The organism is Paenibacillus sp. CF095 (assembly GCF_900101225.1).
Taxonomy (GTDB): Bacteria; Bacillota; Bacilli; order Paenibacillales; family Paenibacillaceae; genus Paenibacillus.
The window spans coordinates 164,543-184,012 of sequence record NZ_FMZN01000001.1; the positions used below are offsets into that span (position 1 = coordinate 164,543).

27 protein-coding genes and 1 pseudogene are annotated in these 19,470 nt (G+C 42.9%); 26 read left to right on the forward strand and 2 right to left on the reverse strand.

What is annotated here, in order from left to right; all coding sequences use genetic code 11:
- Window positions 1-17 precede the first annotated feature (17 nt).
- From BLS69_RS00735 to BLS69_RS00785, 12 genes and pseudogenes are all read left to right on the forward strand, one after another.
- Complete coding sequence (locus BLS69_RS00735) at window positions 18-1,244, forward strand: amidohydrolase (RefSeq protein WP_091027819.1); 1,227 nt, start codon at window positions 18-20, stop codon at window positions 1,242-1,244.
- A gap of 127 nt (window positions 1,245-1,371) precedes the next feature.
- A complete protein-coding gene (locus tag BLS69_RS00740) occupies window positions 1,372-1,782 on the forward strand; it encodes a GNAT family N-acetyltransferase (protein WP_091027820.1) in 411 nt (136 codons plus the stop codon).
- Between the two features lie 33 nt (window positions 1,783-1,815).
- Entirely contained in the window at window positions 1,816-2,265 is a 450-nt protein-coding gene (locus BLS69_RS00745; protein ID WP_256332326.1) for a GNAT family N-acetyltransferase, read from the forward strand.
- Between the two features lie 17 nt (window positions 2,266-2,282).
- Window positions 2,283-2,711 (forward strand): GNAT family N-acetyltransferase, encoded by a 429-nt coding sequence (locus BLS69_RS00750; protein WP_176872523.1) that lies wholly within the window; start codon window positions 2,283-2,285, stop codon window positions 2,709-2,711.
- A gap of 170 nt (window positions 2,712-2,881) precedes the next feature.
- Window positions 2,882-3,445 carry a DUF1361 domain-containing protein gene (locus BLS69_RS00755; protein ID WP_256332327.1) on the forward strand — a complete coding sequence of 188 codons (564 nt, stop codon included), beginning with the start codon at window positions 2,882-2,884 and terminating at the stop codon, window positions 3,443-3,445.
- A 29-nt stretch (window positions 3,446-3,474) separates the two neighbouring features.
- Window positions 3,475-3,939, forward strand: coding sequence for a DUF6896 domain-containing protein (locus BLS69_RS00760; RefSeq protein WP_256332193.1), 465 nt, complete (start codon window positions 3,475-3,477; stop codon window positions 3,937-3,939).
- Window positions 3,940-3,977: 38 nt separating this feature from the next.
- Window positions 3,978-4,922, forward strand: a complete 945-nt coding sequence (locus BLS69_RS00765; RefSeq protein WP_091027832.1) for a GNAT family N-acetyltransferase — start codon at window positions 3,978-3,980, stop codon at window positions 4,920-4,922.
- Window positions 4,919-5,668, forward strand: a complete 750-nt coding sequence (locus tag BLS69_RS00770; RefSeq protein WP_091027834.1) for a metallophosphoesterase family protein — start codon at window positions 4,919-4,921, stop codon at window positions 5,666-5,668. Before BLS69_RS00765 ends, BLS69_RS00770 begins: the two co-directional genes overlap by 4 nt.
- Window positions 5,669-5,702: 34 nt before the next feature.
- A complete protein-coding gene (locus BLS69_RS32025) occupies window positions 5,703-5,852 on the forward strand; it encodes a hypothetical protein (RefSeq protein ID WP_165980251.1) in 150 nt (49 codons plus the stop codon).
- A 17-nt stretch (window positions 5,853-5,869) separates the two neighbouring features.
- Window positions 5,870-6,342: pseudogene (locus BLS69_RS00775) on the forward strand (NUDIX pyrophosphatase).
- A 28-nt stretch (window positions 6,343-6,370) separates the two neighbouring features.
- Entirely contained in the window at window positions 6,371-6,898 is a 528-nt protein-coding gene (locus BLS69_RS00780) for a DinB family protein (protein WP_091027836.1), read from the forward strand.
- Window positions 6,899-6,926: 28 nt separating this feature from the next.
- Window positions 6,927-7,346, forward strand: coding sequence for an NUDIX hydrolase (locus BLS69_RS00785; protein WP_256332194.1), 420 nt, complete (start codon window positions 6,927-6,929; stop codon window positions 7,344-7,346).
- Window positions 7,347-7,355: 9 nt separating this feature from the next.
- Here BLS69_RS00785 and BLS69_RS00790 read toward each other — a convergent pair whose 3' ends face one another.
- Window positions 7,356-8,258 (reverse strand): ArsR/SmtB family transcription factor, encoded by a 903-nt coding sequence (locus tag BLS69_RS00790; RefSeq protein ID WP_091027839.1) that lies wholly within the window; start codon window positions 8,256-8,258, stop codon window positions 7,356-7,358.
- A 177-nt stretch (window positions 8,259-8,435) separates the two neighbouring features.
- On the opposite strand from BLS69_RS00790, the gene BLS69_RS00795 reads away from it, so the two are divergent.
- The 14 genes from BLS69_RS00795 to BLS69_RS00855 all read left to right on the forward strand — a co-directional run bounded on the left by BLS69_RS00795 (window position 8,436) and on the right by BLS69_RS00855 (window position 17,957).
- Window positions 8,436-9,926 (forward strand): glycoside hydrolase family 43 protein, encoded by a 1,491-nt coding sequence (locus BLS69_RS00795; protein ID WP_091027841.1) that lies wholly within the window; start codon window positions 8,436-8,438, stop codon window positions 9,924-9,926.
- Complete coding sequence (locus BLS69_RS00800) at window positions 9,883-10,476, forward strand: hypothetical protein (RefSeq protein WP_143023546.1); 594 nt, start codon at window positions 9,883-9,885, stop codon at window positions 10,474-10,476. Before BLS69_RS00795 ends, BLS69_RS00800 begins: the two co-directional genes overlap by 44 nt.
- Before the next feature lie 99 nt (window positions 10,477-10,575).
- A complete protein-coding gene (locus BLS69_RS00805; protein WP_091027846.1) occupies window positions 10,576-11,121 on the forward strand; it encodes a GrpB family protein in 546 nt (181 codons plus the stop codon).
- Between the two features lie 37 nt (window positions 11,122-11,158).
- Window positions 11,159-11,581, forward strand: a complete 423-nt coding sequence (locus BLS69_RS00810) for a hypothetical protein (RefSeq protein ID WP_091027847.1) — start codon at window positions 11,159-11,161, stop codon at window positions 11,579-11,581.
- A gap of 30 nt (window positions 11,582-11,611) precedes the next feature.
- Window positions 11,612-12,133, forward strand: coding sequence for a cysteine hydrolase family protein (locus BLS69_RS00815; RefSeq protein WP_091027850.1), 522 nt, complete (start codon window positions 11,612-11,614; stop codon window positions 12,131-12,133).
- 47 nt (window positions 12,134-12,180) lie between these two features.
- The gene (locus BLS69_RS00820; RefSeq protein WP_143023547.1) at window positions 12,181-12,615 is read left to right on the forward strand and encodes a hypothetical protein; all 435 of its coding nucleotides are present in this window, start codon (window positions 12,181-12,183) and stop codon (window positions 12,613-12,615) included.
- 12 nt (window positions 12,616-12,627) lie between these two features.
- Entirely contained in the window at window positions 12,628-12,909 is a 282-nt protein-coding gene (locus tag BLS69_RS00825) for a hypothetical protein (protein WP_091027853.1), read from the forward strand.
- A 16-nt stretch (window positions 12,910-12,925) separates the two neighbouring features.
- Window positions 12,926-13,462, forward strand: coding sequence for a GNAT family N-acetyltransferase (locus tag BLS69_RS00830; RefSeq protein WP_091027855.1), 537 nt, complete (start codon window positions 12,926-12,928; stop codon window positions 13,460-13,462).
- 27 nt (window positions 13,463-13,489) lie between these two features.
- Entirely contained in the window at window positions 13,490-13,969 is a 480-nt protein-coding gene (locus BLS69_RS00835; RefSeq protein WP_091027858.1) for a DinB family protein, read from the forward strand.
- 37 nt (window positions 13,970-14,006) lie between these two features.
- On the forward strand, window positions 14,007-14,879 hold the full coding sequence (locus BLS69_RS00840) for an aminoglycoside phosphotransferase family protein (RefSeq protein ID WP_091027860.1): 873 nt from the start codon (window positions 14,007-14,009) through the stop codon (window positions 14,877-14,879).
- 135 nt (window positions 14,880-15,014) lie between these two features.
- On the forward strand, window positions 15,015-15,362 hold the full coding sequence (locus tag BLS69_RS00845; protein ID WP_081746078.1) for a hypothetical protein: 348 nt from the start codon (window positions 15,015-15,017) through the stop codon (window positions 15,360-15,362).
- A 240-nt stretch (window positions 15,363-15,602) separates the two neighbouring features.
- Window positions 15,603-16,604, forward strand: coding sequence for an endo-1,4-beta-xylanase (locus BLS69_RS00850; RefSeq protein WP_091027863.1), 1,002 nt, complete (start codon window positions 15,603-15,605; stop codon window positions 16,602-16,604).
- 198 nt (window positions 16,605-16,802) lie between these two features.
- Window positions 16,803-16,973 carry a hypothetical protein gene (locus BLS69_RS32030; protein WP_165980249.1) on the forward strand — a complete coding sequence of 57 codons (171 nt, stop codon included), beginning with the start codon at window positions 16,803-16,805 and terminating at the stop codon, window positions 16,971-16,973.
- Window positions 16,974-17,138: 165 nt separating this feature from the next.
- Window positions 17,139-17,957 (forward strand): purine-nucleoside phosphorylase, encoded by an 819-nt coding sequence (locus BLS69_RS00855; protein WP_036617166.1) that lies wholly within the window; start codon window positions 17,139-17,141, stop codon window positions 17,955-17,957.
- 117 nt (window positions 17,958-18,074) lie between these two features.
- On the opposite strand, the gene BLS69_RS00860 is transcribed toward BLS69_RS00855, so the two are convergent.
- Window positions 18,075-19,151: a LacI family DNA-binding transcriptional regulator gene (locus tag BLS69_RS00860; RefSeq protein ID WP_091027865.1), complete on the reverse strand. Its 1,077-nt coding sequence runs from the start codon at window positions 19,149-19,151 to the stop codon at window positions 18,075-18,077.
- Between the last annotated feature and the right edge of the window lie 319 nt (window positions 19,152-19,470).

The window sequence follows — 19,470 nt, forward strand, 5'->3', positions numbered from 1 at the left end:
AAAAGAGGGATGACATGATGAAGCAGGCATACTGGTTAACTAACGTAACTTTGGAGAGGAGTTATGTTCGAGAAGGAGAACAGGTGACGGGGACACGGACAAGCCCCGCTCATCTGCGGATTGAAGATGGAGTGATTGCGGCGATTGTGGAAGGAAACGACATGTTGTCTAGTGATCTACCACAAATAGATGGCAAGGGACTTTTGCTGCTGCCTTCGTTCGAGGAGGCACATATTCATCTGGATAAAACGTACTACGATGGGCCGTGGACAGCGGTTAAACGTATCACCAGTATTTTCGATCGCATTGAAGAAGAGAAGGTTCTGTTGCCCAAGCTTCTGCCAGATGCGAAGCGTCAAGCGGAGAGTATTCTGACCTTGATCCAGGGATGCGGCTCCACTCATGTACGTAGTCATTGTAATATTGAACCTGTCAGTGGGTTGAAAAGACTGGAAGCAACGCGGCAGGCTTTGGAATCATTTTCTGGCAAAATCTCTTCGGAAATCGTGGCTTTCCCGCAGCATGGACTGCTTCGCTCCCATTCAGTGGAGCTTATGGGTCAAGCGATGAAGGAAGGTGCAACACATGTGGGCGGACTTGATCCTCATACAGTGGACGAACAGATTGAGCGATCACTGAACGCCATGGTTGAACTGGCTGTTCAGCATCAGGCGGGCATTGATATACATCTGCATGATGGAGGGCAGGCAGGCAAACAAACGCTGCTGGAACTCGCAAATCTGACCGAAGCAGCAGGGCTTCAGGGTAAAGTTACGGTAAGTCATGCGTTCTGGTTTGCCCGCGCAGAGCAGCAGGAAGCGGAAGAACTGGCGCAGCGAATGGCCTCGCTCGGGATGAGCATTGCTTCCACGGTGCCCATTGGCAGAACGATGATGCCTCTTCCCATGCTCCACCGTATGGGTGTGAACGTGAAGTTGGCCACAGACAGCCTGACAGATCATTGGTCTCCTTTTGGCAATGGGGACCTGCTTGAGAAAGCGGGACGCTTCGCAGAACTGTACGGATATAGTGACGAATTGTCCTTGTCTCAATCTTTGGCATTCGTAACAGGGGGGATCACACCGCTGGATTCACAAGGGGAACAAGTCTGGCCGAGGGTGGGAGACCCAGCGAGTTTTGTGTTGGTCCATGCAAGTTGTTCGGCGGAAGCCGTTGCGCGGCGATCTGCGCGGCAGGCCGTATGGTACAAGGGGCAATTGGTGAGCGGATCCACAGCGGATTGAGGAAAATAGAGCGAGTGCAGCCACGGGAAACCGTGGTTTTTTGGCATGGAAAAAAAGAGGAAAGAACTGTTCGCAACTACCACATTTTGGGTTATGATGGACGTAGTTAATGAAGGGAGTATTACGAATGAAGATTGAATATGCAACGGAAGCCGATTACGACTATATCATTGATAGAGATCGACATATCCATCATGCACTTGTGAAAACGAAGATTCGTGAGAAAGAAATATTCATCCTATGGGATGAGGACGAGGGATCAAGAGTTGGATGGATGAGGTACGGTTACTTTTGGGACAACCTTCCCTTCATGAATATGATCTGGATTGATGAACCCTATCGAAACGGTGGATTTGGCAAAAAAGTGGTGCATCACTGGGAAAGTTTAATGAAGCAACAAGGCTTCGATACCGTGATGACTTCAACGCAATCAGATGAACATGCCCAACATTTCTATCGAAAGCTGGGGTATGTTGACGCAGGGGCTCTGTTGCTGGATACACAACCCTTGGAGATTATATTGATCAAGAAAATCTAGTGAATAAGCCTGCAAGGAGAGAGGATTGTGGATATGGAGCAAGTGACGCTACAACCTATAACCAAAGAAAATGAATTCGAATGCATCAACCTTAAACCGCGGGAGGATCAGCTGGATTTGGTCGCAAGTAATGCGGATTCATTGATGCATGCGACGAAGGAAATTACGTCCAAACCATATGGCATTTTTGCAGAGGATCAGATGGTCGGTTTTATTTTGTTTGATAATGAGATCTACAATGACGGGTATTACTGGATTCTGCGCTTTATGATGGATGAGAAGTACCAGGGGAAGGGCTACGGTAAACTTGCTATTCAAGAAGTGATTCGTATGTTGCAAGATAGAAGTGACTGCCAGCAAATCAGGGTATCCCATGTTCCGCATAACAGTACGGCAAATGCGCTGTATAAGCGTTGCGGGTTTCAAGAAACGGGTGAGTTGGAAGACAACGGTGATATCATTTTAAGTTATCAAGTGAGGTAACAGGGAGGGGAAGCTTGATGATAAGAGAGGCAGAAGCTAGGGATGCAGCGGTTATCGAAAGACTATATAAAGAATTATTGCCGAACAACTTAAACACGAAGGTACTTGCAGAACGGATTGAAGAGGTTCGGAATAACCCAAACAGTTTCTTGTTCGTGTATGAACTGGGTGATCAGGTGATCGGAACGGCTCATTTACATATTTGTCTGGATGCTTTGGTGGAAAATAGACCATTTGGTGTAGTTGAGCGGGTTATCATTACGGAACATGTACAGAGCAAGGGATACGGATCTGAATTGATGAATTATATAGAGCAAGTGTGTGTGCAGAAAAATTGTGTGAAGGTGTTTCTTACCAGTGGATCATCCAGACAGGAAGCACATCACTTTTATACGAAATTGGGGTACAACGGAGAATCCAGCAAGGCATTTAAAAAGTATTTATAATTCATCAGGGAGAGGGAAGTAGACAGCGCAAAATGAAAGATAACAAACATCCGGTTCAAGATCTAAGATTCATCGTTACCTTGCTTGTGGCTACTTGTTGTTGTTTAGGTGTTGTGATGTATTTACGTGCCCAAACAGATACGAATATGTATCGCTTTTTAAGCTGGGATATGTTCCTGGCATGGGTACCTTTCATCATCTCATCCTGCATTAGGTACATATTCAATAAGAAATTAACCACAACGAGCATGATATGTATGGGGCTGATGTGTGGAGTATGGCTCTTTTTCCTGCCTAATGCGGCCTACCTTTTTACGGAGATTCTGCATTCATTCAGATATTTTGATGCTCAAGGGGAGGTTAAATTTTGGGTTAATATTGATTTTTGGTATGGACTCACTCTGACGTTTGCCGTAGCGATTATCGGATTGCTGCTCTCGACTTGTTCGATCATTCAAATCCAGGGCATGTTAAACAAATTAATAAATAAGTACATTAGTATGATGGTTGTCGGTGTTATTTTGCTATTGAGCAGTATAGGGGTCTACATTGGTAGATTTAATCGGTGGAATTCGTGGGATGTATTATCCCGACCTGGGAAGATCTTCGTGGATCTTGTGAATGATTTTAATGCAGCGAACAGCATCATGGTTGAGTTTGTCGCCATTGTATTTACGGTTCAACTTTTTGGATACGTTATTTTATCTTTGCTAACCGCAAGGTCTGGCAGTTAATCTTCGTTTGAAAGGGCAAAGGATCTGAAATGATGAAATCAATAACACAGGAAATTATGGAAGAATTATTGGCTGTGATGGATATGTACCAAAGAATCGCGCGGCAATTGATCGAGCAATTGATATTGGAAACGGATCAGCCTGATCGGACGGCAATTCTCGAAGGGGCGTACCATTTGCTTTCCAATGCGGATGTAATCCATGGAGAAGAAGAATTAACGGGAAACTGGTATTTTGATGTTCACGGTGAGCACTGTATGTTCAAGAATACAGAAACAGGGCAGACATTAGAGGTTTTCCTTGGTAGTCCAGAGGATGTGGGCAACATGGACCCCTACTTTTTTTACAATTTTATAAAAACAACGCCAGAGCTTGCATACCTGACTTCGTATTTCGAGAATCCGTTTAAGGACATGTTGGATTTCTTTGAACGTTTGGAAGCAGAGCATGTGTTAATTCATGTTCACGGGGTGGCGTATAGAAAGGTTCATTAATTGCTGTACATGTAATTAGAATTGAGGAGGAATGACGTATGAGTTTAACGGAATGGTCTACAGATATTCTTCAATATGATCTGTCGGATGAATATTCGATTCGCAAAGCTGATTTTGCCGAATGGGGATTATATTGCACGGTTTATTATGATATGCGTTATGTCGGATTTTTCAGGGAAGAAGAGTTCAGTTCTTCCAAGATCAGTGCGTACTGGATTTACAAGGGGGAAAGCAAAATAGGTGGCGTGAGAATGGAGCCTAACCGGATGTATCATTTGTTTTTTATCCCGCCATTCCAGCAGTGCTTTGAGGTATTGAAACTTCTGAAGGATAAATTAATGCAGTGGTCCGATCGCACCAAACGCATTCTGACCTTTGAGATTCTTCCAGACCAAGTTGATCTATACGCAAGAGCTGGATTCTGGCCAGTGGAGTTCAGATGTCGCTGGATGCAGCGGCCTACAGATCATTTTGAAGTCGAATGGGACAGCAGGGTAACCGTGAAGAGTCCAGAGATTATTGAAAGTGAAACCGGCACCAGAAAATATGTAAATGAAGATGAAATTGCTCAGTGTGACCTGGAAAGTTTTGCAGGAAGTCTTGAAGCTACACGAAGAAAACATACCACGCTTGCAGATTTTATTCCAAGTGATGATCCTAATTATACCAATGAAATTCTGACTCAAGCCTCCACGCTTGTGTACGATAAGGAAACGGGACAGCTTATTGCCAACTGTCGTCTTTGTCTGCAGGATAATCAGGCTGCCGTATATAGCATAGGGGTTCGGCCGGCATATAGAGGAAGAGGGCTTGCTACACTGATGTTACAGAGAGCATTAAATGCACTTAAGGGTAAGTATCCCGTGCTACGATTGTATGTGATGCAAGGAAATGATGCGGAGTCCGTATATCTGAATCTGGGCTTTATTCCGGGTGTACAGGAGATTCAAACGATGTATATTCCTGAGGAGGAATCACAATGAAGGTTGCCATCTTAACCGATATTCATGGGAATTTTCCTGCGCTTCAAGCAGTATTAGCTGATATCGATTCCAGAGGAGACATTGAGCATACATTTTGCTTGGGGGATATGATCGGCATTGGCCCTTACTCCAATGAAGTGATCGAGATGTTGTGCAGTCGTAAAAATATGATAGCGATTTCAGGGAATCACGAAGAGGCCGTATTGAGTTTGCTCCAAAATAAGGGGCCATTAGAAGGGCATAAAGGCATAGCTGAGCACCATGAATGGATTGGTCAACATCTAAGTGCAGAATCGATCAAGAGAATACAAGCTCTACCGAAATTCGTTGAAAAAGAGGTGGAAGGACATCGGTTCCTTCTAACTCACTATCATATGAGTAACGACAAGTTGGATGTCATCGATAAAGAACCATCTGGAACCAAATTAGACGCGAAGTATCAGGGGACGGCCCATGATTTGGTTTGTTTTGGTCATCATCATATTCTTCATTATTATAGGACAGATCAAAGAGTATATCTGAATCCGGGAGCTTTAGGCTGTAACGATCTTGCCATTGCCAGATATGGCATCGTGGATCTCCAAGAGGGCAAACTGGACGTGAAATTCATTGGTGTTCCATATGACAATAGGGAGTATCTGAAATCGTATGAACGGTTGAACATTCCGGATCGGGCTTTTATTTTGAAGGCATTCCATGGGAATCAGTTGGAAAGAGAGCATATAGACGGCAGTAAACGTTCGTAGCAATGTGCTGCTACTTTGGAAAGGAGAGATGTACATGGGAATGATCATTATGTTGGTGGTGTATCTCTTCCTCGGTATTTATGTTGTGAAAGTTGGAATAGATAACTCAAAAAATAGCCAGCACACCAAAGAAATATTATCAGAGTTAAGGGAGATTAAGGAACTGTTGAAAGAGCGAAGGTAAAGAGGAGGGATGTACCTGTGTCTCGAGCACCATTTCAAATATTAGTTTTTCCTTATACCAGGTTGAAAGATTCAAATGACTATGCATATGCTATCTTTCGAAGATCAAGAGAAGGTTACTGGCAGGGCATAGCTGGCAGGGCATAGCTGGGGGAGGTGAAGATGAAGAAAAACCATTAGAAGCAGCCATGAGAGAAGCATTTGAAGAGGCGGGAATCCCCTTAAATAGTCAATACAGGAGCCTTAATTCAAGCTCGACTCACTCCGTGGTAGATGTGGTTGGTTATTTTATGTGGGGACCTGATACATTTGTTATTCCTGAGTATTGCTTTGGAGTAGAACTGGATGAAATGGATCTGTCTATATCCAATGAGCACTCAGAATATAAATGGGTGGCTTATGAAGAAGCTCGTAAAATACTTAAATGGGATAGTAATAGAGTAGCAATCTGGGAATTGAATCAAAGACTGATCAGAGAGTCATCGAAATAGACATGTACTCAAGCGAGGAGGGATGACTTTGATTTACGATTTACAAGGTGAAGCCAATATGGAGCCTATTGTTGGAATGTTATTTTCCGCAGTAAGAGAGAATAGTGAGCGACTTAAATCGATTACTGAGGGGATGTCGCAAGAAGAGGTAGATTACAAAGGGGAACAGAACCAGTTTAATAGTACAGCTCAATTAATACGACATATTACGTTTGTTGATATGAATTGGGTTTATAGAATAAAGGGAGTTGTCCTTCCGCAGCCATTAATAGAGCAATATGGTCCCATGATTGATGAAAATGATAGACTTCCGCTGATTCAAGGTGTCTCACGTGACACACTTATCTCTCAATATGAGGGTGTATTAACCCTTCTGAAAGAAACCTGCACACAAGTAGCAGATGCTGACCTAGATCGAGTAGTTACTTTTGGACATCAGAACGAAAAGCAAGCTACGGTACGTTGGGGATTATGGCATATGGCTGACCATAACCGTTATCATCAAGCTCATATGAATCAGCTAAGAGAGTGGTTTCAGAAACAAAATAATTCCTAATACAAAAAAAGGGGTTGAGACTAAGCGCTTGGAAAACAAAATGGTGAATGTCGTTAAAGGACTAATCGAGAATGAAGGTAGAGTGTTGCTTGTCAAGCGCTCATTAGTGGATGAGGTGGGCGCAGGAAGTTGGGAAACCGTAGGGGGAAAAGTTCACTTTGGAGAAGAGTTGGAAGTGGCCTTGGTCCGTGAAATTAGAGAGGAAGTTGGCATTAAAGTTCAAATAGATGAATTACTGTTTGCCAATACGTTCTTTACCGATCCGCATAGACAGGTCATTCTTCTAATGTATCTGTGCAGAACCAAAGATCATCAAGTGAATCTTTCAGAAGAACATAGCGAGTACATGTGGGCAACCAGATCTGAATTATATCATTACCTACCCTTTGCGATCACTTCAGATCTGGAGAAATATAATGTTTTTGACAAAATTGAGTTAACCGATTAGATGAGAAAGTTAACCTAATACACGAATAACAATATCTTGATCATGATTACCAAAACCGGCACCATAGATCGTTAATCCCCCAACGTTGGGGCTTTCCTCGTCAACTGTGAAGCGTAGCGTCCAGAACGGTTCGATAAGCTTAATATCCGCGAGAGTAATGTCTGACATCCGCTCACCATCCATATAGGTACCGGAGGCATCAATGCGAATGGTCTTTAATAATCCATACTGATTCACATTGCGATGCCACCATTCTGGCGTATATTTGCCGCGTGCTGCTCTGCCAAAGTCGGCAGGGCTTGTCCACGTTCCAAGTGAAATGCCATTGAAGGTGAAGCGAATATCCGAAGGCCAATGATCTCGCAATCCCGGAGCTTCAGACGCCAGTTCCATCGAAATTTCAATAGCATCGGTTGTCTGGTCAGGAAGGACAAAGTTCGGTGTTTTATATTCAACATAGCCCTTCCCAAACCACAGGATAGCGGCGTGTACCCGCTCAGGATCAAGGAAGTAACGCGGATCATCCCATACGCCGATTTCTTTCTCAAGTGTTCCTAGCCCACAGGTAGGGTGGATATCAAAAGCAGTGTAGTGTCCCACGGCTATCGTCTGTTCTCTGGTTCGTGAACTTTGGCTTGCGGATGGCAGCTCGATCTCAATCTGATCTTGCTTGAGGTAACATAATTTGTGCGTCCCTCCGTTGATCCGAACTCTTCTACTCCCAATTAGACCCGCATCCTCCAGTTTGCGAATATGCATCGTGACAATGGAGGGGCTAAGCTCTAATACTGCCGCAAGATCCTTCACATTCATTTCGCGATCTGCAATCATATCCATGATTCTCCATCTGACTTCGCTTGCCAGCGCCTCATATAAAGGAAGGAACTGGGGCTCCCCATTTGCTTTGATCATCTGTACAACTCCCTACCCTCAATCTTCTAAAATCACATATATATTAATTCAGTAAAATTAGTTCCAAGATACAATCCAGATTCATTGCAAGTTTATAGCCAATGGTGTTTAATTTTTTTAGTTGTTACAAAGTTGAATTCTTATATTTATGAATTTTAGCATAAGAGGTGGAGTATAGTGAAATACAATAATCCTGTTGTTAAAGGTTTCTATCCAGATCCTAGTGTAATCAAAGTCAACGATACGTACTATATGGTGTGTAGTTCTTTTCAGTACTTTCCGGGCGTACCGCTCTTTGAGAGCAAGGATTTGCTGAATTGGAAGCAGATTGGTCACTGCCTGACTCGTAAAAGCCAGATTCAGCTCGAGACGGTGAACAGCTCCGGGGGTGTATTTGCCCCAACCATCAGGCATAATAACGGGCGTTTTTATATGGTTACAACGAATGATACGACACATCAGAATTTCTATGTCTGGACGGACGCTATTTACGGAGAATGGTCTGAGCCTATTTATGTGGATCAAGGCGGGATTGATCCCGATTTGTATTTTGAAGATGGGAAGACCTTGTTTATGAGTAATGGCGTGGATGATGAAGGCGTTGGCGGAATTGTCCAGTGTGAGATTGAGATTGAAACGGGCCGCAAACTTAGCCCAAGTCGGTCGATATGGAATGGGACAGGTGGAAGATATCTGGAAAGCCCGCATCTCTATAAAATGAACGGTTTTTATTACCTGCTTGCAGCTGAGGGTGGTACGGAGTATGGTCACATGGTTACGTATGCTCGGGGCACTTCTTCTTCAGGTCCGTTCGAAGCCTATGAGCACAATCCGGTTCTAACCAATCGCAATCTGGGCGGTTATGAGCTCCAGGGTGTGGGGCATGGTGATCTGGTTCAGGATGATCGGGGAAACTGGTGGCTCTTTCACCTGGGATTCCGTCAGATTGGCAGATGGGCTACGTACCATCATCTGGGCCGAGAAGTATTTCTGACTCCGATTACGTTTGATGAAGACGGTTGGTTTACAGCCGGACATGAAGGCACAACGCTGACGAGTTTTGAGACTAATCGTATCCCGGACACGGTGATCCAGCAGGACAAGAAGCAATATACGTTTGAAAATACAGACTGGAACCTCGACTGGTGTTACCTTCGTCATCCAAATACAGAACACTATCAGCTTGAATCAGACAAGCTTACGCTAACAGGAACTGATGTAACGCTGGACGTTCCAGCATCCCCAACGTTCATTGGGTTACGTCAAAAAGACTTTAATGCCACAATTTCAGTCGATGTCAGTGTGACGAGTGGAGAAGCTGGGATCACGATCTACATGGATGAGAATCATCATTATGAAGTGGCTATTCGTGGGCAGCAGGACGGTTATAAGGTGATCGAGCGTCTAAATATTGGTGATGTCAAATCGATAGAACATGAAGTGAATCTGGGAAATCAACAGCATGCAACCCTGGTCATCCGCTCAAGCCAGGAACGCTACAGCTTCCTGTTTCAAGCAGATGGTGAAGAGATTCTGCTAGGCACGGCACAGACGAGATACCTTTCTTCGGAGGTGGCAGGAGGTTTTACAGGCGTACTCATTGGTTTATACGCGAGCGGGCAAGATGCTTCGGCTGAGTTTACAAATTTCAAGTGTGATTATCATTAAGAAGTTAAGGGGAGGGCCTAAGGGGCCTTCTCTTTTTTTATGTAAACAACATGATGCGACCCTTCATGACTATATGGGGGTTTATATTAGTTTTAACAATGATGATGATAGATACTATTGTACGCCAGATGATGCCATCATATTTGGAAGAACAGGGGCAGATGGTGACCATTTTGCTTTTTTCACGTTTAACAGATCCATTAGTGATTTGGAAGAAGCTCCGGTTATCTTTATCCAACCTACGGCGTTTGGTAATCAAGTAACTTTAGTGGCCAGAAACCTTAAGGATTTTGTAGCATTATTTGTTAATCTTAAGGAAGTATATGTTTTGGAGAGATTTCGATTTTATAACAACAAATTAGATTTTATAAACGACTATAACAATAACTATATGGAAGATATAAGGATGAGAGAGAGTGATTATAATTTAATTATCGATCTGCTAAAAGAGAATATTACAGGCATAGCAGAAATTGATGATGTATACGAATACATGATCGAATCCAGAAAACAAATAGATCTTGGAATAAACAATGAAGATTTTGCATGATCTCTATATGGCGTCACTAAATAATCTACATGTAACAAAAGGTTAAAATAACGTGTTATTTAATTATATAGCTTGATTGAATAACCAAGGAGGAGTTGTATGGAGGATCAATGGAGAATTGCAAAGTATGATCCGGCATGGCGTGATTTGTTTCTCGAAACGGGTTCGAAATTAAGAGAAGCGTTAGGAGAAAAGGCTCTGCGGATCGATCATGTTGGGTCCACTTCAATTGTTGGAATAGATGCCAAACCCATAATAGATATACAAATATCTGTTTCTAATTATGAAAATTTGTTGGACTACAAACATGAGATCGAAACAGTCGGATTTGTATTCAGAGCAGAAAATCCGGATAAGACTAAACGTTACTTTCGTGAAGAACCCGGAAGCAGAAGGATACATATACACGTTAGACAGGTAGGCAGTTTCTCCGAGCAGATGACCTTGCTGTTTAGAGACTATTTAAGGGAGCATCCAGAAGATTGTTTGAAATATGCAGAAGAAAAGCACAGACTCATGTCATTGTATAAAGATGAGCGTCCCAAATATGTTGAAGGAAAAGGACCAATGGTGTGGAGCATTTTACAGAGAGCACATCGTTGGTCTCAAGAAATCGGATGGCAACCGGCAAAATCTGACGCATGAGCACATCCAATGAATAGAGATGTATTGGAGTGATGAGATGAACATGGGAAGAAAGCTGATGACAACCGTTCTAACCATCATTTGTTTTACTTTGGCTGCAAGTCTCATATCGATGAATGAATCCTACAGTTTTGATTTTTACATTCTTATTTATCCGATATACGCGACTCCCTTGATCCTGTTGATCGGGCTACCTTTATCGATATTGCTAGACTATCTGCTCAGCCAAATACAATTCGTTAATCATGTTTTGTATCTAAGTACGAGGATATTGAGTTATGCCTGTGCTGGAGTTTTGGGCATGTATATTTATTATCTGGTCATGGGCGCAGGAGAAGCAATCTTGGATTTCAAAGAGACGTTAGTTCTGACCTTATTTGGTGTTCTTGCTGCTATTCTATTTGTTCTTATTGATATGGGATTGGAAGTTTTGTTAAAGATGCGAAGAAGAAAGAGTTAAATTATATTGATTCGTCAGGAGGAAAGCAAGATGACAACGCATTGTGCACTTCTAATCATTGACGTACAGGTAGCGATGTTTGATGAAGCAGATCCCGTGTATCAGGGAGAACAGTTACTTCAGAAGATCCAGATGTTAATGGCCAAGGCCCGTGAAGCAGGGCATTTCATCATATATATCCAGCACAGTGAAGGAGCAGGCAGTCCACTGGAACGAGGAACTTCAGGGTGGGCCATTCATCCGTCTATTGCACCTATATCTGGTGACCTTGTTATCGAAAAAGAGACACCGGATTCGTTTCACGAAACCAATCTGCATCTGAAATTGCAAGAAGATGGCGTGACGGAGTTGATTCTCGCGGGTATGCAGACCGAGGTATGTGTGGACACGACTTGCCGAAGAGCGTACAGTCTGGGATACACGGTCAATCTGGTTCAAGATGCGCACAGCACATGGAATTCAAAGACACTTCAAGCGGAGCAGATTATTGAACATCACAATACGGTACTGAGACTGTTTGCCAACGTGGTGGATACGGAGAATGCGCTGTAATGCTAGGAAAACGTAGGCGATTCTGGTTTTTCATAGGTGCGGCAATCATGTTTCTGTATTTTCTATTCACGAGTAACCCTGATCCAAATAAGCCGATTTCGAGAAATCAAGTGATAAGCACAGAGATGAGCATAGTCGTGTACACCAGGACAGGCGACGGTGGAGCACACACTAGTATTGACAATGTTACGTTAAGTAAAGAAGACATTAGCCGTATAGTCGGCTGGCTGAATGCAGCCCCGGAATCGGCCAAAATACCAGTAGATGATGTCACAGGAAGCATTAGTGCAGGAATTGCTTTGAGATTAAAGCATAACGCTGAAATTACAATTCAATACAATCGGAAACAAATTATTGTATCCACAAAAAGCAGATTTAATAGAGATTCGAAATATATACTTGATCAAAAGGACTTAAGAGACTTTATGGATCAAAAGTTGAAAGAGACGTATTTTGGTAAAGATCCCGTTAAGGATGAATGAGGAGGAGAGGTATTGACGATTAACAAAAGAATAATGAATCTATCAGCCTGGCTTGCTGTATTAGCCATCCTATGTATTCCTGGAACTTTACATACTGAAGATGGACCGCTCCGAACAGAGTATGGTTTCCCGATCCGATTCTTTACGGATTATCATTATGCTAATTCAGAGGGAACAATCTGGTTTATATCTGGCATCTATTTAAATGTACTTCTATATTTGTTCAATGCCCTGTTTATTTATGCAGGGATTCATGTAATCTTGTATATAAAAAAGAAATTAACTAGAACGTAAAGATGGAGTGATTACGATGAAACAACTTCCAGTAGAATGGAAGTCAGACCGGCTTATTGTCTCGAATGTGAAAGAATCCGATATTCCTGAACTTGAGTCCATATATGAGACCAGTCGGTACTTGCATCAATGGGATGGACAAGAGCATGATCGGAATTATGTGAAAGAATGTTTTGAAGAAGGCCACCTTCCGCCGGGAGGCAGGCTGGAGAATTATCGAATTCAATCCATTCGCACGAATGAGGATGACCGCTATATTGGTTTGTTAAGTGTGTACCATGGGTATCCCTCCGAGGATTCGATCTATCTCGAATTTCTATATATCCAGAGCGAGATCCAGAAGCAGGGATATGGACAAGAATTAATTCAGGCGCTAACTCTACACTTTTCCGAACTTGGTTACAAGGAAATTCGAATCAACGTGGCACTCAAAAATTGGCCTGCATTACGCTTCTGGATTAAATCCGGATTTAATCAGATTAGTAGAATTTATGGTGATTTTGAACATTCGGAGGATACCTTTGCCAATACAGAATTGATCAAATCTCTCTGAAAAACATCGATAAAGGGGAATATACTAATGGAAACATTCTTTCGTTATAACTGGATGGTGCGTGAGCAATGGTATGTGTGGTGTGAAGATGTGCCGCTTGAAGAGTTGCTTCGGCCTCGTACAGGCGGAGTAGGCAACATATTACAAACATTGTTTCATATCATTGATGTAGAGTGGAGCTGGCTTCAATTGCTTCAGGGCAAACCGGATGATGCGGAAGATTTTGCAAACTACCAGAATCTTGAGGCGGTAAGACGATTGGATCGCAAATTACGTCCTGATGTAGAGGCATTTGTTACAGCATGGGATTTGCGTATGGAAAAAAGAGCTTACATTGATCATCGCTCAGCTGGCAAGGTCGCTACAGATTCATGGGGAGAAGTTATGCGACATGTGATCGCCCATGAAATTCACCATATGGGACAGATGTCGGTATGGGCCAGAGAATTGGGCAAACAGCCAGTATCCGCTAATGTCATTGGCAAAGGCCTGATTATACCTGACTAACAGGGAGAGGCGGTCATAACATGGGAGGAGGAGAACGATGACGATTCAACTTAGCCAGATTAATTGGATAGAACTGGATGCGCGTATCCAGGAGGTGATGGAACAGGAGTATCAGATCATTCCTTTGCCACCTGGACTGGAAGCGAGTGTGATGAGAATCGAAATGGGTGATCAGCGGTACGCATTGAAAGTCTGGGACAAGGATTCCAAACCGGATATCGCCAAACAATATCGATTAATGTCCAAGCTTTATCAAAGTGGGATTCGTGTTTCTAAATCCTACGGTTGGGGGTTAAACGAGCAAGGGAATCAAGTGCTGTTAACGAGCTATGATGGAAAGCCGGTTACCCAATTAACACAAACCAAACTGACACATTTGGCTGGGCGATTAATGGAAGTCCATCGTTATCCGGTGAATGAAGTGGGTACTGGAGCAGATGAAGAATACATATTCAGGTACGATTTTGTTCAATACTTTTTTCCTCAAATTGAGTTACATGACGATATATATGATCTTCTGGCAAACTTGATCCAGCAGGTCCAGATCAGACAGGACTGTTTGATTCATGGTGATTATAATCTGGGAAACATTCTTGAAATGGAAGGCGATTACACCATTATCGATTGGACTAACGGCCAATACGGTGATCCAAGGTATGATATTGCATGGTCGGTGTTTCTCATCACGATCTATAATGGTGAGAGTTACGGTGAGATGTATCGCTCTCAATTTGCACATTCTGCAAGTAATGCATACACGCTGGAAGAGGAGCAGGTTTTTGAAGCGATAGCTTGTCTGCGCTGGATTCTGTTAAGACGCGTTGGGGATGTACCCATGGGGCCAGATGTAATGGAAAGGGTTCACAGCATGGCTGTCCATAATCCATATTTGAATGAACATCTGCTGTAATCGTAATACGGGGATACACAATGACGACAGTATACGATTAAGTAATAAAAAGACCACTTTTTTCAAATAAAATAAACAGCCAGTCCTAAACTAGCGATCCTCGCATACCTATGATAGTAGAGGAGCGTGATCGATATGGAGCAGAAAGTGCAAACGTACTTTGAACTGAAGCAGCAGCAAAAAGATATTGAGCAGCAGTTGTCTGTACTACGAGATGAGATTGTCGCGTATTGTGCAGAACAAGGGGTCTATGAGACGCAGGTTGGTGGTTACACCGTGAAAACAGTGCTGCAGAACCGGAAGGAATACGATGATCAGAAGCTGTATGCTTCTCTTCCAGACCCGGACATCTGGCGATTGTTGTCCAAGGTAGACAGCCATAAGCTGAAAAGCCTCATCAAGCTGAACATTCTGTCCGAGGAGCAAATTAACCCGGCATGCACCGTGAAACAGGTGACGTTGTTACAGGTGGACAAGCTGTAACGTGTCATATCCTCTTCGTATATGAGTTGAATTAAACGGAACATCGCGATCACATAACACCTTCCAAGAAATCGTTCTGTTGCGATGAGCAGTGGAACAAACGTGGAGGTGTTTTTGTTTTGCGCACAGGGCCCAGGATCATAATTAGTTAAATATGAGGGGGAAGAAGTATAATTTGTTCATTGTAAGCGTATTCAACAAACGATATGATGAATAAAAATGGGCAGGGAGGAATTGTAAATGCCAATAGAAATTCCATCACTACATGCTGCGTACGCTAATACGTTTAAAATAGGTGCTGCTGTACATACCAGAATGTTGCAGTCCGAAGGGGAATTTATTGCCAAACACTTCAATAGCATCACGGCTGAAAATCAGATGAAATTCGAAGAAATTCACCCGGAAGAGGATCGTTATACATTTGAGGCGGCGGATCAAATTGTTGATTTTGCCGTTGCCCAAGGAATTGCGGTTCGCGGACATACTTTGGTCTGGCATAATCAAACATCGAAATGGGTTTTCGAGGATACATCAGGTGCTCCTGCTTCCAGAGAACTGTTATTATCCCGTTTGAAGCAACATATCGATACGGTAGTAGGTCGGTATAAGGGGCAAATATACGCGTGGGATGTTGTTAATGAAGCTGTTGAAGACAAGACAGACCTGTTCATGCGGGACACGAAGTGGTTAGAGCTAGTGGGAGAAGACTACTTGCAGCAAGCATTCAGCATGGCTCATGAAGCTGATCCCAATGCCCTTCTTTTCTATAATGACTACAATGAGACGGATCCGGTCAAACGGGAGAAAATATACAATCTGGTGCGCTCTTTGTTGGATAAGGGAGCACCTGTACATGGAATCGGCATGCAGGGACACTGGAATATCCATGGTCCTTCCATTGAAGAAATCCGAATGGCTATTGAGCGTTATGCTTCACTGGATGTACAGTTGCATGTTACCGAGCTGGATATGTCCGTGTTTCGTCATGAGGATCGTCGAACGGACCTCACCGCACCAACTTCGGAGATGGCTGAGCTACAGGAGCGTCGATATGAAGAGATCTTCAATCTGTTCCGTGAGTATAAATCATCCATTACCTCTGTGACATTCTGGGGAGTAGCGGACAATTATACATGGCTGGACCATTTTCCAGTACGTGGCCGCAAAAACTGGCCCTTTGTATTTGATCAGCAGTTGCAGCCTAAGGAATCATTCTGGCGTATCATTAACCCTATGTCCTGAACATCAGGGAAGTGGAGAGAATCGGTCACGATGTGGCCGATTTTTTGCTGTACTTAATATAGAATGTACAGTAGGGCAATCTAGTGCATGATTGAGGCGTTGATTTGTGTGGATGATAAAAATATGGTATTAAATGGAAATTTGTGATAGGCTTGAAGAAATGGCGAACCAAATTCTTTCCTGAAATGAGATGAGAAGATGGATTACATCCGAAACTATTTAATTACTTTTGCCGGAAATTTTGCATTTAGTTATTATATCTTTGAAGAAGGTACTTTTGCCAAACCGCTGATGTTTGCTACATTCATGCTGTTGCTGATCATGACAATCGATTACATGAAAAGTAGAAACAAATATACATTGGATTAGGGTATGTCCATGTTTTTAAACGATTCTGGAGTACAGGGTCGTTTTTTTATTGTATATAGAACAGCTTCCATTTACATCAAGACCATTGTTCATTACACTTGATGAGTAGCACCTCATTACCTCAGTTTTTGTTAACTCAATTCAGATCATCAGGAGGATATCATTATGCATCAATCCGCACATATTCAGGAAGCAAGAGATTACATATTAAACCGAATCCATACCAAACCAGCCGTAGGCATGATTCTGGGTTCGGGACTGGGAGCGCTCGCGGACGAGATTGAAAATGCGACCGTTATCCCGTATACAGATATTCCGTATTTCGCGCAATCGGAGGCTATCGGTCATGCCAATGAATTGGTTATTGGTGAACTGATGGGCAAAACGGTTGTAGCGATGAAAGGCCGTCTACATTATTATGAAGGTTTTACATTGGACGAAGTGACATTCCCGGTTCGCATTATGAAGGCGCTAGGTGTCGAGCAATTGCTTATCACCAATGCCTGCGGAGCAATCAATACAAGCTTTGAGCCAGGTCAACTGATGCTCATTACAGATCATATTAACCTGGTAGGCAATAACCCATTGATGGGACCAAATAATGCTGAACTGGGTGTGCGCTTCCCAGACGTATCACAGGTATACAATCGCGAACTGCGCAGTATTGCCCTTAAGGTTGCAGAAGAACAAAATGTTGGCCTGCAGCAAGGTGTCTATGCATGGTGGAGTGGCCCGGCATATGAGACACCAGCGGAGATCCGCATGATTCGTACGATGGGTGCGGATGCAGTGGGCATGTCTACAGTACCTGAAGCCATTGTTGCCATCCATGGCGGTATGAAGGTACTAGGCATTTCCTGCTTGACCAACATGGCCTGTGGTATTCTGGATCAGCCGTTAAGTCATGATGAAGTTATTGAAGTGGCTGCGCAAGTGAAAACAACCTTTATTGGTTTGGTAAAAGGCATCTTGAAAGAGATCTAATCGCGAGATGATTTCTATCTAGGCCACGATGGATAGGATAGAGTTTTCATCCAACCAAATCGAAAACACAAAAAAACGTATGCTTCACGAGCTGTTACTCGTGAGACATACGTTTTTTTATTTTGCAGAACTATGAACCATCTGAGAATGATCGGCCATGATTGCTGGCGTGGACTCCCTGATGATGGGTTTGGTCACAATGTGGGAGACCTGATAAGGTTGTGTGGGGCTATTAATCCGGGATAACAGCATCTCCGCAGCCTTAATGCCCATCTCATTGCTGTAAATATGAACCGTTGTTAATGCTGGCTCAATAATTCGAGATTGGGGTGCATTATCGAATCCGCATATCACAATATCCTGTGGCACAGCGACATTTCTGTCTTTTAACGCCCTGATCAGATCAACTGCTATAAAGTCATTAGCGCATACGTAAGCGGAAGGTAGGGAGGTCAGCTCTGCCACTCGCTGGTTCAACCATCCTGGCTTGGAGAAACACAGGCGATCATTATCTACGATGCAATGGGAGAGGTCGACCTGCAACCCCGCCTCCAGCATAGCACGCTGATATCCAACCCATCGTTCATTAAAGCTCTTGCAGTGATTGTAATCCCCGACGAATCCGATACTTGTGTAGCCGCTCTCAATTAATTTTTTGGTTAACTGGTAGATGCTATGTTCATTCTCCATGAGTAGCAAATCTGCATGGAATTCGGGATAACATATGTTGGAAGCGCAATCGATAAAGATGGTGGGGATGCCCAGATCGGTAATGAGCTGTGTATATTCCAGATCAAATAATTCGATGCAAATGATGCCGTCTACTTTGGCTATATCAAAATTGTTAGGAAGTGTAAGTGTATCTTGATCGTCTTCACGCACGATATGAATCGAGAGATTGTATCCCTCCGCACTGATTCTTTTCTCCAAACCACTGATTAACAACGAACCAAAGTGAGATGTATTAGGCAGGTTTTCAGTTAACAGGGCGATATTGCCTGGAGCCTTGGTTAGAACATGTTCATTGTCCATATAGGCAAACTGTTTATATTTGAGTTCAATTGCTTTTTTAATTACACGATTTCGGGTCTCATCCGGGATGTTTCCGCTATCATTTAATGCTTTGGAAGCCGTATTCCTGGAAATCCCCAAAGCATCAGCAATGTCTTGTATCGTGACTTTTTCCTTTGCCATCTAATGCTTCACCTCTAATCATCAATAGTCATCCATATTCTTCTCTAAGTCAAATGTATAATAGAACGGGACAAATAGCAATCTCTGTTTTACAAATGCACAATTGTATTTACATTTAGATAGGCGAATTCTATTTTCATAATTGTTCCAGAAGTTTCTTTAACTATGTAACAATGATGATCTATTACAGTAATGCTATAGAAATATCTTTGCTAGTATTGACGATTCAGTGCTATATATATGCAAATTTAATCCTCTTTAGTTACATTGATGCAAAGATAAAATGATCAAATGCACAAATATTTTTTTACAAAACGTA